The 15085-nt window shown below is 61.2% G+C and carries 12 protein-coding genes; 3 read left to right on the forward strand and 9 right to left on the reverse strand.

Features of this window, described 5'->3' with window-relative positions:
- The first annotated feature begins 141 nt into the window (after positions 1 to 141).
- From ACR0FB_RS06970 to ACR0FB_RS06980, 3 genes are all read left to right on the forward strand, one after another.
- Positions 142 to 1932: an aminopeptidase P family protein gene (locus ACR0FB_RS06970; RefSeq protein ID WP_480619862.1), complete on the forward strand. Its 1791-nt coding sequence runs from the start codon at positions 142 to 144 to the stop codon at positions 1930 to 1932.
- Between the two features lie 63 nt (positions 1933 to 1995).
- Positions 1996 to 2337 carry a DUF427 domain-containing protein gene (locus tag ACR0FB_RS06975; RefSeq protein WP_209832537.1) on the forward strand — a complete coding sequence of 114 codons (342 nt, stop codon included), beginning with the start codon at positions 1996 to 1998 and terminating at the stop codon, positions 2335 to 2337.
- Between the two features lie 91 nt (positions 2338 to 2428).
- Positions 2429 to 3796 carry a DUF3179 domain-containing protein gene (locus ACR0FB_RS06980; RefSeq protein ID WP_480619864.1) on the forward strand — a complete coding sequence of 456 codons (1368 nt, stop codon included), beginning with the start codon at positions 2429 to 2431 and terminating at the stop codon, positions 3794 to 3796.
- A gap of 3 nt (positions 3797 to 3799) precedes the next feature.
- Here ACR0FB_RS06980 and ACR0FB_RS06985 read toward each other — a convergent pair whose 3' ends face one another.
- The 9 genes from ACR0FB_RS06985 to ACR0FB_RS07025 all read right to left on the reverse strand — a co-directional run bounded on the left by ACR0FB_RS06985 (position 3800) and on the right by ACR0FB_RS07025 (position 15016).
- The gene (locus ACR0FB_RS06985; RefSeq protein ID WP_171631023.1) at positions 3800 to 5485 is read right to left on the reverse strand and encodes a chloride channel protein; all 1686 of its coding nucleotides are present in this window, start codon (positions 5483 to 5485) and stop codon (positions 3800 to 3802) included.
- A gap of 100 nt (positions 5486 to 5585) precedes the next feature.
- Positions 5586 to 7235 (reverse strand): DNA repair protein RecN, encoded by a 1650-nt coding sequence (gene recN / locus ACR0FB_RS06990; protein WP_480619866.1) that lies wholly within the window; start codon positions 7233 to 7235, stop codon positions 5586 to 5588.
- Positions 7236 to 7271: 36 nt separating this feature from the next.
- Entirely contained in the window at positions 7272 to 8135 is an 864-nt protein-coding gene (locus ACR0FB_RS06995) for an outer membrane protein assembly factor BamD (protein ID WP_171631018.1), read from the reverse strand.
- 126 nt (positions 8136 to 8261) lie between these two features.
- The gene (gene lpxC, locus ACR0FB_RS07000) at positions 8262 to 9182 is read right to left on the reverse strand and encodes a UDP-3-O-acyl-N-acetylglucosamine deacetylase (RefSeq protein ID WP_480619868.1); all 921 of its coding nucleotides are present in this window, start codon (positions 9180 to 9182) and stop codon (positions 8262 to 8264) included.
- Between the two features lie 213 nt (positions 9183 to 9395).
- Complete coding sequence (gene ftsZ, locus ACR0FB_RS07005; RefSeq protein WP_480619870.1) at positions 9396 to 11000, reverse strand: cell division protein FtsZ; 1605 nt, start codon at positions 10998 to 11000, stop codon at positions 9396 to 9398.
- Positions 11001 to 11348: 348 nt separating this feature from the next.
- Positions 11349 to 11768 (reverse strand): hypothetical protein, encoded by a 420-nt coding sequence (locus ACR0FB_RS07010; RefSeq protein WP_210092620.1) that lies wholly within the window; start codon positions 11766 to 11768, stop codon positions 11349 to 11351.
- Complete coding sequence (gene ftsA, locus ACR0FB_RS07015; RefSeq protein ID WP_170344711.1) at positions 11755 to 13089, reverse strand: cell division protein FtsA; 1335 nt, start codon at positions 13087 to 13089, stop codon at positions 11755 to 11757. Before ftsA ends, ACR0FB_RS07010 begins: the two co-directional genes overlap by 14 nt.
- 8 nt (positions 13090 to 13097) lie before the next feature.
- Complete coding sequence (locus tag ACR0FB_RS07020) at positions 13098 to 14105, reverse strand: cell division protein FtsQ/DivIB (RefSeq protein WP_480485259.1); 1008 nt, start codon at positions 14103 to 14105, stop codon at positions 13098 to 13100.
- Positions 14093 to 15016, reverse strand: a complete 924-nt coding sequence (locus ACR0FB_RS07025; protein ID WP_480619872.1) for a D-alanine--D-alanine ligase — start codon at positions 15014 to 15016, stop codon at positions 14093 to 14095. The genes ACR0FB_RS07020 and ACR0FB_RS07025 overlap by 13 nt, the downstream gene beginning before the upstream one ends.
- Positions 15017 to 15085: the final 69 nt, after the last annotated feature.

Here is a 15085-nt window from a genome sequence, read left to right on the forward strand (position 1 = left end):
TCCGCGCGGCGGGCGTATTTCCCCGAGGGCGACGTGTTTTTCCTTGCTGATCATCGGCCCGTTCAGACGGGGTGTTCCCGTCTGGACATTTTTTGAAATGCGCCTCAGGGTCACGCTCAAATGATGTGAATGAGGCCGCCCATGTTCCAATCCTTCGAAGTGACCGCCCGCCCGGAACAGGGGCCACCGCGGCTGGCCGCCTTGCGCGAACAGATGGTGCAAGAAGGGCTGGACGGGTTTCTGATCCCACGGGCGGATGCGCATCAGGGAGAGTATGTCGCGGCGCGCGATGAACGTCTGGCCTGGCTGACCGGGTTCACGGGCTCGGCCGGGTTTTGCGCCGCCCTGCGCGACGTGGCCGGAGTTTTCATCGACGGGCGGTATCGCACCCAGGTCAAGGCACAAGTTGCCGCAGATTTCACCCCGGTCCCCTGGCCCGAGGTAAGCCTGAGCGCCTGGCTGAAACAGCAATTGCCCAACGGCGGCAAGATCGGTTTTGACCCGTGGCTGCATTCGGCGGGGCAGATTTCCGGCACATTGAGTGATCTGGATGGATCGGGCATCGAACTGGTAAGGTGCGAAAACCTTGTGGACCGGATCTGGGCCGATCAACCCGCACCGCCGATGAACCCGGTCAAGGCGCATCCGATCGAATTTGCCGGGGAAGGTGCGGACAGCAAGATCGCCCGTCTGGCCGAAGACCTTCGGCGGGCCGGGCACAAGGCAGCGGTGATCACCCTGCCGGATTCCATCATGTGGCTGTTGAATATCCGTGGGTCGGATATCGCCTATAACCCGGTGGCCCACGGCTTTGCCATTCTTCATGCAGGTGGTCAGGTCGATCTGTTCATGGCGGCAGAAAAACTGGCCGGGGTACGGGATCATCTGGGTTCTCAGGTGACCTTGCGCGCTATGGGCGATTTTCTGGATTCGGTTGCGGCTCTGGCCGGTCCGGTGCAGGTGGATGCCGCTTCGGTGCCTCAGATCGTGGCCGATGCGCTGGGTGACGCGATGACGGATGGCGGCGATCCCTGCGCCCTGCCCAAAGCCTGCAAGAATGCGGCTGAAATCGCGGGCAGCGCCGAGGCGCATTTGCGCGATGCGGTGGCGGTCATCGAGACGTTGTGCTGGCTGGACGAACAGGCCCCGGGCAGCGTGACCGAAACACAGGTTGTCACCCGGCTGGAAGAAAACCGGCGTAAGGACAATGCGCTTCAGGACATCTCGTTCGATACCATTGCAGGCACGGGTCCGAACGGCGCGATCATGCATTACCGCGTGACCGAAGAGACCGACAGCCGCCTGGAAAATGGCCATATTCTGGTGCTGGACAGTGGCGGGCAGTATCTGGACGGCACCACCGACATCACCCGAACCATCGCCATCGGTGACGTCGGAACCGAGGAAAAAACCTGCTTCACCCGGGTGCTGAAGGGCATGATTGCCATGTCGATGCTGCGCTGGCCTGCGGGCCTTTCCGGGCGGGATATCGAATGTGTGGCCCGCGTGCCGCTGTGGTCTGCGGGACAGGATTTCAACCATGGGGTCGGACATGGGGTCGGCGCCTATCTGAGCGTGCATGAAGGGCCGCAACGGCTGTCCAAAGTCAGCCATGTACCGCTGCAACCCGGCATGATCCTGTCAAACGAACCCGGGTATTACCGGGAAGGTGCCTTTGGCATCCGCATCGAAAACCTTGTGGTGGTGGAAGACGCTCCTCTGCTGCCCGGTGGCGATGCCGAACGCGCGATGCTGTACTGGCGCACGCTGACCTTTGTGCCGATTGACCGCAGACTGATCTTGGTCGATATGTTGACGCCTGACGAACGCGACTGGCTGAATGCCTATCACCGCGACGTTGCGGAAAAAATCCGCCCAAGGCTGGGACATGACGCACAACTGTGGTTGGATGCCGCAACTGCCCCAATCTGACACTGGCCTGTTACATAAAACAGGCAGAGGGGTGGCCCTGATACGACGACGGAAGGAAGAGGAATGGCTGAGATCACGATCCGGAAAGCGCCGGGCAAATGGACTGTCCGCTCGGGCGGTGCGATTCTGGGCGAAACGAACAACGCGCTGGAACTGCTTGAAGGCGAAAAGGATCCGGTGATCTATTTCCCGCGCAACGATATTGCGATGGCGTTTCTGGATCGGACCGACAAGGTGACCCACTGCCCCGGCAAGGGCGAGGCGACGCACTTTTCCATCGTCAACAAGTCATCCGTGACCGACAACGCGGTCTGGAGCTATGAGGATCCGATTCAGGCGGTGGCCGAGATCAAGGACCATCTGGCATTCTACCCGGTCGAATCGGTGAAAGTGGAGCAGATTTAACGCCAGCCCCCGCGCCCTCCTCACGCAGCTGTGGCATGCACGTGAACGGCATTTGCGGCACACTTTCTCCGGGGTAACACCGGAGGCTTCCATGTCGATGTCACGTCGCGATTTTGCTGGGATGATTGGGGCTGGTGCAATGGCGCCCGGCGTGCTGTGGGCGCAGCAGGATCCGGTTCTGAACGCGTTGCGCAGCACGCTGAGCGGGCGTCGGACCGCGTTTGAGGCGCAGATGGCGTATCTGAAGGGCCGTGGCCAGCCGGATGTTGTGGCCGGGTTGCTGACTGCGATGCGTTATGCCGACAGGCGACGGGATGAGGTTCTCGAGGTGATGGAGGCCCTGACCGGGCAACGCCATGGCAATGACTGGTTCGATTGGATGCTGTGGCAGGAACGTAACCCGCAGATTGTCCCTCATCCGTCGCTGATCCCGTTCAAGCGCGAGGTTCTTCTGGGGATCGACCCGAATTTCGATCTGTTCCTGCGGCCCGAATATCTGCAACGCGACAAGATGAAGATCCGCCTGGAAGAGATCGCCTGGGGCGGTGTGTACAAGGATGGCATTCCGTCCTTGGACGATCCCACCCTGATCTCTGCTTCGAATGCGGGGTATCTGAAGGGCGATGATCTGGTGTTCGGCGTCGCCATCAACGGGGATGAGCGCGCCTATCCCCTGCGGATCATGGGCTGGCACGAGATGTTCAACGAGGTGATCGGTGGCGTGCCCGTGGCGCTGGCCTATTGCACGCTTTGCGGGTCTGGCATCCTGTTTGAAACCCAGGTGGCGGGGCGGCGAAAGCCGTTCATTTTCGGGTCGTCAGGTTTCCTCTATCGTTCGAACAAGCTGATGTTTGACCGTGAGACGCATTCGCTGTGGAACCAGTATACCGGCAAACCTGTTGTGGGGCCCTTGGCGAACAGCGGCATCACGTTGAAACAACGCCCTGTGGTGATCACGACATGGGACAGCTGGAGGACCTCGCATCCCAAAACCCGTGTTCTGTCGCTGAACACCGGGCATCGGCGCAATTACGGATCAGGGGTGGTTTATCGCGACTATTTCGCCTCGAGCGAGCTGATGTTCCCGGCGGTTGTGGATCAGTCCCGGCTTAGGCAGAAGGATTACATCTTTGCCGTGCGCCAGTTTGGTGCAGCCCGCGCCTGGCCTCTGGTTGCGTTCAAGGGCAAACCGGTGATCAACGATGCAATCGGTCGGACACCTCTGGTTCTGATTGGCGATCCCAAAGAGCGCAGCGTGCGGGCCTATGAGCGAAAAACGCATGCGTTCCGGGCGACGCAAGGCGGGTTGCAGGATAGCGCGGGGAACGGTTGGACCGTCACGGAAGAGGCTTTGATCGGGCCGGATGGAACGCGTTTGCCACGAGTCGCCGGTCATGTTTCCTATTGGTTTGCGTGGGACAATTATCTGGGCGACGCAGCCAGCGTGTATGGTGAGTGAAACTCAGGAATGCTCTTCGGCAGCCGTGGCCGCAAGCGCCCTGTTATATGCCTTGAGCGCATCGACGTGATAGAGCGCCCCAACCGGTGTTTCAGAGCCGTCGTTTTCCAGAATAACAACCGGAATGCAGGGGATGTCGTCACGATCAAAATAGGGCATGGCGGCTTCCAGCGTGGCGCTGGCCTGAATGCACAGGCCCTGGTCGATCAGCCCCTGCGCCTCTTCTTTCGTGATCGACCGCGGATCCCCAAGCGGGCGCATCACGGCACCGGCGCGAAGCATTGCCAGCAGATAAGCCTGCGGCCCCGCGGCCAGGTGGACATCACGCCGTTCCAGCTGGGTCAGGAAGAAAGACCGGTCCACAAGTCTCGAGGCCAGTGCCGTGGACATGGACACGCTTACCATCACGGCAAGACCGATCTGCCAATCGCCGGTCAGTTCAAAAACGATCAAAGTGGTCGAGATGGGCGCGCCCAGCACCGCCGCAGCCACGGCGCCCATTCCGGCAAAGGCATAGAGCGTATGCGTGCCCGACACATCCGGCAGCAACCCGGTGGCGATCAGACCGAAGGCCAGCCCGGTCAACGCCCCGACCATCAGAGACGGTGAGAATACCCCACCGCCCATGCGCCCACCCATGGTAATCGCCACCGCAACCGTTTTGGTCACCGCAAACAGGATGGCCGTGGTCAGCACCAGATCACCGGTCAGGGCGCGAATTGTCGTCTCGTACCCCACGCCGATGATATGCGGGAACCAGATCGCCATCAGCCCCAGCATCGCCCCGGACACCGCAGGGCGCAACCAGGCCGGAATCGACAGGCGGTTCTGGATATGGCTGCCGATATCCTCGGCAAAGAAAATCGACCGCATCAGCAGCAGCGCGACAAGTCCGCAGATCAGGCCCAGGATCAGGAAGGCCGGAAGCTCGACATAGAATTGCAGCGATCCCGGCGTCTCCAGCGTGAACTCGGTAACGTCGCCATATTCCAGCCGGTTGATCACCGTTCCCGCGACCGAGGCGATGACGATCGGGGCAAAGGCGTGAACGGCGAAATGGCGCAGTACGACCTCAAGCGCGAACAAGGCCCCCGCAATGGGGGCGTTGAAGCTGGCCGAGACGGCCGCAGCGACGGCACATCCCAACAGGTCACGCCCCGTGATCCCGTCCGCATGTATGCGGTTGCTGACCCATGTGGAAATCACTCCGGCCATATGCACCACCGGCCCCTCGCGGCCTGTTGACCCGCCCGAACTGAGCGTGATCAGCGAGGCGAAGAACGACGCGATGCCCGCCTTGACCTCGACCCGCCCGTCGGTGATGGCCGAACCTTCGATCACGTCGGCAACCGACCGGACGCGCCCGTCATTGGTGAACCGGTTCAGGATGATGCCGACGACCAGGCCACCGAAGATGGGAATGATCAGAACCATGAACCATGGCAGTTTCTCGGCGTGGCTGTGCAGCAGCAGGATATCATTGGTGTCGTACAGATAGGCCTGCAATGCGCTGATGGCCTTGCGGAAGCCAAGCGCCATGAAACCCGCCCCTATCCCGATGGCCAGCGCAATGAACCAGAACTGGATCTGGCTTGGCCCCCGGCGCAGCATGACCCGCCACGCATCCTTGATCGCGGCCACAGCCTGATTGAACTGGTTGCGCAGAACGGTGCGGGTCGATTGGGTCATTGGCCCTCGAGGATCATCACTTAACCCTTAGTAAGCCACGGAGCGCCCATATAAAAGTGAGATAGCGACAGTGTGAGCACCAATTCGCGCCATCGCCGCGTCAGGCCTGCAACAGAGCCCGGGCGGCGGCGCGGGCTTCTTCGGTGATGGTGTCGCCGGCCACCATGCGCGCGATCTCATCCACCCGATCCGGTTCGGCCAGAGGAATGACGGTGGACAGGGTTTGTCCGTCAGTAACCTGTTTCTGCACCCGCCAGTGATGAGCTGCCCGCGCAGCAACTTGCGGGGAATGGGTGACAACCAGAACCTGCCCGCCCTGCGCGAGCGACGCCAGCCTGCGTCCGACCGCATAGGCGGTTGCCCCACCGACACCGCGATCGATTTCGTCAAAGATCATCGTCCGGGCACTGTCGTCGCCAGACAGGCAGACCTTGAGGGCCAGCAGAAAGCGGCTGAGCTCACCCCCCGAGGCGATCTTGTTCAGCGGCCCCGCCGGCGCACCGGGGTTGGTGGCCACGGTGAAGGCCACAGCGTCGGCACCTTCGGGGCCGGGTTCAACCGGGGTGATCTCGGTCTGGAACACGGCACGTTCCATCTTGAGCGGGGCCAGTTCCGCCATGACGGCCGCGTCAAGCCGCCCAGCGGCGGCCTTGCGCGCGGCGCTGAGGTCGGCTGCGGCGGCGTCATAGGCCTGTTGCGCCGCGTCTACGGCAGCTCGCCTGTCTGCCAGGTCGGCATCCCCTGCCTCCAACTGGTTCAACCGGTCACGCAGAGTGTCGGCAAACGAACCCAGATCATCCGGGGCCACGTCATGTTTGCGGGCCTGCGCACGGATGGCAAACAGGCGTTCCTCGGCCTGTTCCAATTCTGCCGGGTTGACGTCCAGCGCCTGAAGGCAGGCATTCACGCCATCCTGCGCCTCGCCCAACTCGATCATCGCGCGCCCGAGCGCTGCTATCGGTTCTTCCAGCTGGCCGCCCGCGTTGTCCGAGACGCCTTCCAACCAGCGCATGGCGTCGGACATGGCCCCTTCCGCCCCGTCCCCGGCCAACAGGGCAAAGGCACGCGCAACATCGTCGCGAATCCGCTCGGCCCCTTGCATCATGCGGCGGCGGGCATCCAGTTCGGCATCCTCACCGGGTTGCGGGTCAAGCTGGTCTAGCTCGGCGACCGCGTGACGCAGGAATTCTTCCTCGCTGCGGACCGCAGCCAGAGCGGCCTCGGTCTCGGCCAGCGCCTTGCGGGTTCGGGACATCGCGGCCCAGGCGGTTCGCACGTTTGACAGCTGCTCCGTGACCTGTGCGAATTCGTCCAGCATCGCCCGATGACCACGTGGGTTCAGCAAACCGCGGTCATCGTGCTGTCCGTGCAGTTCGATCAGGGTCTCGGACAGCGCCCGCAGAACTTCGCCCGAGCAGCGGCGGTCATTGACCCAGGCGGTCTTGCGCCCCTCGGCCGTGTTGACGCGGCGCAGGATCAGTTCCTGGCCACCCGGCAGACCGGCTTCGGCCAGAATCGCATGTGCGGGATGATCGGCAGAGAGTTCGAATTCGGCGACGACCTCACCCTGCGCGGCACCCTGCCGCACGAGTTCCGCGCGCCCGCGCCAGCCTAACACGAAGCCAAGTGAATCCAGCAGAATCGATTTGCCTGCACCGGTCTCGCCGGTCAGGGCGTTCAAGCCCGGCTGAAAGCTGAGTTCCAGCCGGTCAATGATCAGCATATCGCGGATATCAAGGGCGCGCAGCATGTGGTCTTCAGCGTCCCGGACCAAAGGCCATCGCGACTACAACCATTCACCTTTGATGGTCTGACGATAAATCGTGCTGAGCCAGTTGTTACCGCGGCTCTTGAGATCAAGCCCGCGAGAGGTCAACAGTTTGTACGCATCGTCATACCATTCCGAGGACTGGTAGTTGTAGCCAAGAATGGCACCTGCGGTCTGCGCCTCGTCCAGCAGGCCAAGCGACAGATAGGCCTCGACCAGACGATACAGTGCTTCGGCGGTGTGGGATGTGGTCTGAAAGTCTTCGACCACAACTCGGAATCGGTTGATCGCCGCGACATAGTGATCCTGACGCAGGTAGTAGCGCCCGATCTCCATTTCCTTGCCCGCCAGATGGTCGAAGGCCAGATCGAACTTCAGTACCGCCGATGTGGCGTATTCGCTGTCGGGATAGACCTCGATCACGGTCCGCAGAGATTGCAGCGCCTGGAAGGTCAGGCCCTGGTCACGCCCGACTTCGTCGATCTGGTCATAATAGCTGAGCGCCAGCAGATACTGCGCATAGGCAGCATCTTCATCCGTCGGATAGAAGTCGATATACCGCTGCGCCGCCGCGCGGCTTTCTTCGTAATTCTGGTCCGAATGGAACGAAAACGCCTGCATGATCAGTGCGCGCTTGGCCCAGTCCGAATACGGATACAAACGTTCGACTTCCGAGAAATACCACGCCGCGTCGTCCGAGCGATTCTGCGACAGTTCGTATTCACCTCGGGTATAGATCTGTTCCGGCGTGAACCCTTCCAGATTCTGTTCACGGTCCGCGCCCTTGCGACCAAAAAGGCCGCCGGCGTTGCCGCATGCCGTCAAAACTGCTGCCAGAAGAATCGCACCCGCGAGTCTGACTGCCGCTTTGCTGCCAACCATACCGCCCATCCTTGTCGTCTTGCTTAATGGGGTTTGCCCCGATTTGAGCCATGGTCTAGCACAGAAAATTCCGGTGCAAAACGCCTTATGCGACTTCCGGCGCAAATGTCGTCAGAGTTGATCTGATCAGGCCACTTCGGGAATTTCCTTGACCACAAGCCCCTGCCCCGGCAGGCGCGCGGCCTGTTCCGATGTGCACAGTACCGGACGCACGGCGCCCGGCGTTTCGAACAGGTTGCGCAGCAATGTGTTGGTCAGCGAATGACCCGACTTGTTTCCGGTGAAGTGACCCAAAATCGGCCCACCAGCCAGATAGAGATCACCCAGAGCATCCAGCATTTTGTGGCGCACGGCCTCGTCGACCCGGCGGAAACCGCCCGGTGTCAGAACTTCGACGCCCTGAACGACCACGGCGTTTTCAAGCGTGCCGCCCAAAGCCAACCCGTTTTCGCGCATCGCCTCGACATCCGTGCGTCGGCAGAACGTGCGACAATCGCTGAGTTCGCGCGCGAAGGAACCGTTGCGCATATCAAGCGTTTTGCTCTGGCTGCCGATGGCACCGTCTTCGAAATCGATATGGAAGTCGATGATCAGCCCGTCAGCGGGCGCAATACTGGCGCTCGCGCCTTCGCGGGATGCGGTGACGGTTTTCAGGACCTCATAGGCCAATACCGGGCTGGCCTGACGGCGCACACCCCGGGCCATGATGCCACGCACGAAATCAATCGAGGAGCCGTCCATGATCGGAACTTCGGGACCGTCGATCTCGACAAGCGCGTTATGCACGCCACACCCGGCCAATGCAGCCATGATATGTTCGACGGTGGAAACCGAAACGCCGGCATCATTCACCAGACGCGTGCAAAGCGGTGTCCGTTCAACCGCATAGTAGATCGCCGGGATCATCGCGTCGCCCAGTTGAATATCCGTCCGCTTGAACCAGATGCCATGACCGGCTGCCGCCGGTTTCAGGACCATGGTCGCCGGCTTGCCGCTGTGCAGCCCGACGCCTGTAAACGTGACCGGAGATTTGAGCGTATGTTGCAAAATAGGCCTCGGTGAGTAGTGTCCAGCCTGCTTGGGCCGTGTTGGACACTGAGTTAAGGAAGCCCGCGTCAAGGCTCAACTCACTCTTTGCAACCGATTGAAACATGTATGTAACAGATCGGCAAAACCCTGCTCACATAGTTGCAAGTGACTATTAATAAACAATTAAGGGCCGCCAAATGGCAGCCCTTTGAGTGGATTTTGTTACTGCGATCAGTTGGCTTGACGGCGCAGGAAGGCCGGAATTTCGATACGGTCCTGATCCGGATCGGCCTCTTCCTGAAGCGGCGCGGTTGCCTCGGACTGTCGCAAAACGGGCTGCTGACGCGGCGGTTGAGCCGGTGTGTCAGAGGCGTGCCCGGTCATCCGGTCGATCAGGCGATTGAAGCCAAACCGCGAGCGTTCTTCGTGTTCCGGCTGCGAAACTGCTTCGGGTTGACGGGGCGCCGCCGGACGCTGTGGCGCCGACGGAACCTTCTGCACAGCGGCCTGCAAACGCTGCAACGCTTCGGGCGACGGGGTGCCGGCAGCATGCCCGCGCGGTGCCACGAATGCCTCGGGCGCGGGTTCAACATGCTCGGGCTGCGGTTCGAATTCGGCCACACGCGGCTGATAAGCGGGTGGCGGCAAGCCGTCATCGTCACGCTCGACGCGCGGCTGGAATTGTGGCTGCGCCGGCTCTTCCGCGGCTTCGAACAGCGAAGGTTCGCGGTTTTCTTCCAGCTGCGGGGCAGGCTCTGCTGTGTCGGCAGCTACGTGCGCTTCTTCCTGAATATGCTCTTCAGCCGAAACCGTGCGGGTCAGCGGTTCGGACATCGAGCGGCGGGCCACCGGGACTTCGGTCGATTTTTCGCTGGCGTCGATGCCGGTCGCAACAACCGACACGCGCATTCCGCCTTCCATGGCGGTATCCAGCGTCGAGCCGACGATGATATTGGCCTCGGGATCCACTTCCTCGCGGATGCGGTTGGCGGCTTCGTCCAGCTCGAACAGGGTCAAGTCGTGCGACCCGGTGATGTTGATCAGCACGCCCTTGGCACCCTTGAGGCTGATTTCGTCCAGCAGCGGGTTTGCAATGGCCTTTTCCGCCGCCTGAATGGCGCGATCTTCGCCTGTTGCCTCGCCGGTGCCCATCATTGCCTTGCCCATCTCGTCCATTACGGCGCGAACGTCGGCAAAGTCGAGGTTGATCAGGCCGGGGCGCACCATCAGGTCGGTCACGCCTTTGACGCCCTGATACAGAACGTCGTCAGCCATCGAGAACGCCTCGGTAAAGGTGGTCTTTTCATTGGCCAGACGGAACAGGTTCTGGTTCGGGATGATGATCAGCGTATCGACAACCTGTTGCAGCGCCTCGACGCCGTCTTCAGCCTGGCGCATCCGCTTGGCACCTTCGAACTGGAAGGGCTTGGTGACGACACCGACGGTCAGAACACCCAATTCGCGGGCGGCCTGCGCAATGATCGGAGCAGCCCCCGTGCCGGTACCGCCGCCCATACCGGCGGTGATGAAGCACATATGCGCGCCGGCAAGGTGGTCCACGATCTGTTCGATGCTTTCCTCGGCGGCGGCCGCGCCTACGGTCGGGCGGGCCCCTGCCCCCAGACCTTCGGTGACTTTCACGCCCAGCTGCACCCGCGCCGAAGACTGGCTTTGTTGCAACGCCTGTGCGTCGGTGTTGGCGACCACGAAATCAACGCCGTCCAACTGTTTTTCAATCATGTTATTGACGGCGTTCCCGCCTGCACCGCCAACGCCAAATACTGTAATCCGAGGCTTCAGTTCGTCGTGCCCGGGCATCGAAAGATTCAATGTCATGCTCTGTCCGCCTGTATTTATGTCCCGCCAAAGCGGTGTTTTTCTTACCTATCCTTGTTCGATTCTAGCGGCCTGATGCCAAAAGGTCACGTCAAAAATCGCGTTTTCCCACAAAATATGGAGGAAATAAGGCAGAAACCGGCGGCATTTCGCAGGTCACGCCAGATATAGCGGAAACAACGGCGACCATTACTAGACAACCGGCATGAACGCGAGAACACATTCGTTCATCGCGCTCTGATCGACTGTCGACTACATTGCGGAAAACTGCTCAGGTCCTGCCGCGAGGCCTCTTTCGGGCCTTGTGGATATCTTGAGGGATAAATCGAAACGCTGCAACCGGTTTCTTCAGCTGAGCGGTGCATTTGGACAGTCCAGGCCGCGATCCGTCATGGATCGCACTTCCTGTATTTCGCCATCGACGAATGAGGCAAGCCGCACCATCAAACGATCTTCATGCAAAAACGGCCACCAACAGACCGGAATGCCGTCCGGGTCATTGTCGTACAGAAAACACAACTGACCGTTTGGCGTCGTGATCTGCCCGTAGACACAGCCCTGCCCCTCTTCGCGCCAGACCGACATGCGGCGGTTCAGAAATTGTTCGGTTCCCACCAGGCCACCGCTGCGGATTTCGTAGAATGTCAGAGTTTTGCCGACCGCCGCGTCCAGAAACGCCTCGGGCGTGATCATGGTCTGGGCCGAGGCCAAGCAAGGCAGCAGCGCCGTGCCCAGTGCACACCCGCGCAGGACTCTACCAGTTGTCACGGAACCACCGCACGGCGCGCTTGAACGGGCGCGCGGCATAGGTATCGACCGGGATTTCAAAGTCCCACCATTCATCCTGAGGATGGGCTGCAAACAGGCTGAGGCCGACAGCGGACGAGAACCCGGGCCCGGTGGCTGATTGGGGCAGGCCATGCACGCGCAAGGGGCGGCCCAGGCGAACGCGCTGACCGAGGATGCGCGTGGCCAGCCCGTCCAGCCCCATGATCTGGCTGCCGCCGCCGGTCAGCACGATCTGCTGGCTTGGCATGTGTTCAAATCCGGCGGCGTCCAGCCGGACGCGGACCTCTTCAAGAATTTCCTCGACACGCGGGCGCATGATGCCGATCAACTCGGCACGGCTGACGGTGCGGCGGTCGTGTTCCCAATCGCCGGTATCACCACCGATATCAATCATATCCCTGTCGTCGGCCCCGGTGGCATGAACGCCACCATTGAATGTCTTGATCCGTTCCGCCACGGCGGCAGGTACACCCAAGCCCATCGAGATATCGGCAGTCACGTGATCGCCGCCCATGCGCACGCAATCGGCATAGATCATGTGCTTTTTCATGAAGATCGAAACGCTCGTGGTGCCGCCGCCCATGTCGATACAGGCCGCACCCAGTTCCTGCTCATCCTCGACCAGCGCCGAGATGCCCGAGACATAGGCCGAATTCGCAATCCCGGCCAGTTCCAGATCGCAGCGCTTGATACAGCGCACGATGTTCTGGATCGCTGACGAATCCACGGTCAGCATATGCATGTCGACCGCAAGGCTCTGGCCCATCTGCCCGCGCGGGTCGATCAGGCCCGATCGGTTGTCGAGCGCGAAATTCACCGGTTGAGCATGCAGTACTTCGCGCCCGTCACCATAATCCGGCACGTCGCAGGCGTTCAGAACCCGGCCTACTTCGGCCTCGGTCACGATCTGACCGTCCAGATCGACTTGTGCATCCAGCCCGTAAGACCGCGGGTTCGCGCCCGAGAAACAGGCGATCACATGGTCGACGCGGATGTCGGCCATCTTCTGTGCGGCCTGAAGCGCGGTGCGGATGGCACGTTCGGTTTCCTGCATGGCGGTGACTTCGCCGAACTGCACGCCCCGCGACCGGGTGGTCGCGGCACCGATGACGCGAAAACCTGTCTGCCCTGCCATGGAACCGATGGTGTTGTCCTCGCTCAGCCGACCGGTTCCGTCAAAGCGCAGCACAAGACAGGCGATTTTCGAACTGCCCACATCCAGAATCGCAATCACACCGCGTTGCAATGCCTGCCGCCGCATCTGACGCATGGCACGTTGGGACTGATAAAGATCGGTCATCATGGTCGTTACTGCCCGTTACTCACTGTCACTTTTGTGTTCCACCAGTCTTCGCTGGCGGCTTTGGTCATTCGGATGGTCGGACGCTGCCCGAGGCGCATGTCGACCACGGCCACGTCACGTTCCAGAAGGTCCTGTACCTCGTTCACGGCAAGCACGCGTTCCAGCGCACGCACCGGGCGTTCGGTCGGCAGCATGATGCGCTGACCACGGTCCAGCACCAGATCCCAGCGCCGCTCTCCCACGCGCACCAAGCCGCGCACGCGATTGCCCAGGCTGCGCGAAGTCCGCAGAAGCTCCAGCGCTTCTCCGACGTGATCGTCGGCGCCCATCCCTGCGATCAGCGGCAGATCGGCGTTATCCTTGCGAGAGGTGGCTTCCTTGACATGCGCGCCTGTCTCATCCAGCAGCTCAAGCCCCTCACGCGTTCGCCAGACGATTACGGGCTGACGCTCGACGACATCGACTTGCAGGATGCCTCCGGGGCGGATTCTGACGGTTGCGGATTTCACCGGGTCCAGCCCGGTGATCGTGTCGCGGATCTGTTCCACATCCAGATCCCAGGAACTGATCGGGAAATCCAGCGGAACGATTTCACGGATATCTTCGGACAGGTCGGTTCCCGCCCCATCGATGGCCATCAGGTTGACCATGAATTCAGGGCGCTCCTGAATCGAAGTGCGCACATCGGCGATATAAGCGGCAAGTGCGTCGCGACGGTCCTGCGAGGCAAAGAAGATGCCAACCGCGGCAGCGATGGCGCAGATCGGCAGGCCGACCTTGACACCAAGGCGAATGCCCGGCGTCAGCATCCAACGTTGCAGCCGATAGCTGAGACGAGACGGCGCAGGGTCACTGCGCCTCGCAGAGCGGGAAAACACACGCGCACCGCGCAGGCGCAAAAGCGGTTCGGCCTCGTGCGAGTCCGTGTCGGCCGAGGCGAAATCGGCATCCGGCCCCGCAAGTGGTTTGCTGCGGTGGATTTCCAATGAACGACTGGCGATCAGCGGTCGCATGAGGCGTCCTCCACCATCCAGGCGCAGAGCTGTCCGAATGTCATTCCAAGATGAGCGGCCTGTTCCGGGACCAGAGAGGTTGGCGTCATGCCGGGCTGGGTATTGGTTTCCAGCAGGAACAACCCATCGGCACCCTTGCTGTCATCCCAGCGAAAATCGGTGCGGCTGACGCCCCTGCATCCCAAGGCAACATGCGCACGCACGGCGTAATCCATGCAACGGTCAAAGATGTTCGGTGGCACATCGGCAGGCAGAACATGCCATGATCCGCCCGGTTTGTACTTGGCATCGTAATCATACCAACCACCATCGGTCATGATCTCGGTCACGGTCAGGGCGCGGTCGCCCATCACCGTTACGGTCAGTTCACGCCCCGCAACATATTTCTCGACCATGATCTGATCGGGCATGTCTTCGGACAGCTGCGGCGGGCCGTTGGCGTTTTCATGGACGATGTAAATCCCGACGCTGGAGCCTTCGTTGTTTGGCTTGGCCACATAGGGTGGCTCCATCACGTGAGCTTCGACCACCTCGACCTTGGGCACGATCACGCTTGGTACGACGGGCAGCCCTTCGGTCTGGTAAATCTCTTTGCTGCGCTGCTTGTCCATTGCCAGCGCCGAGGCCAGCACACCGGAATGGGTGTAAGGGATACGCATCCATTCCAGCAGGCCCTGCACACACCCATCTTCGCCCCAGCGGCCGTGCAGGGCGTTGAAAACCACATCCGGTTTGATGTCCACAAGGCGCGCGCAGAGGTCGGGACCCGCGTCCAGTTCGACCACTTCAAAGCCTTCTCCCACAAGGGCGGCCGCGCATTCGCGCCCAGAGCTGAGAGACACCTCGCGTTCCGCCGAGGGTCCACCCATCAATACCGCCACTTTGGGGTTTGTCCTGCTCGACATACCCAATGTGCGCCTCAATGTCCCCGGACCTTATGTGGTGGTCCGTACTGCGTTTATGCCTTTGATCCGTCGCCT

Source organism: Ruegeria sp. P10 (assembly GCF_056534925.1).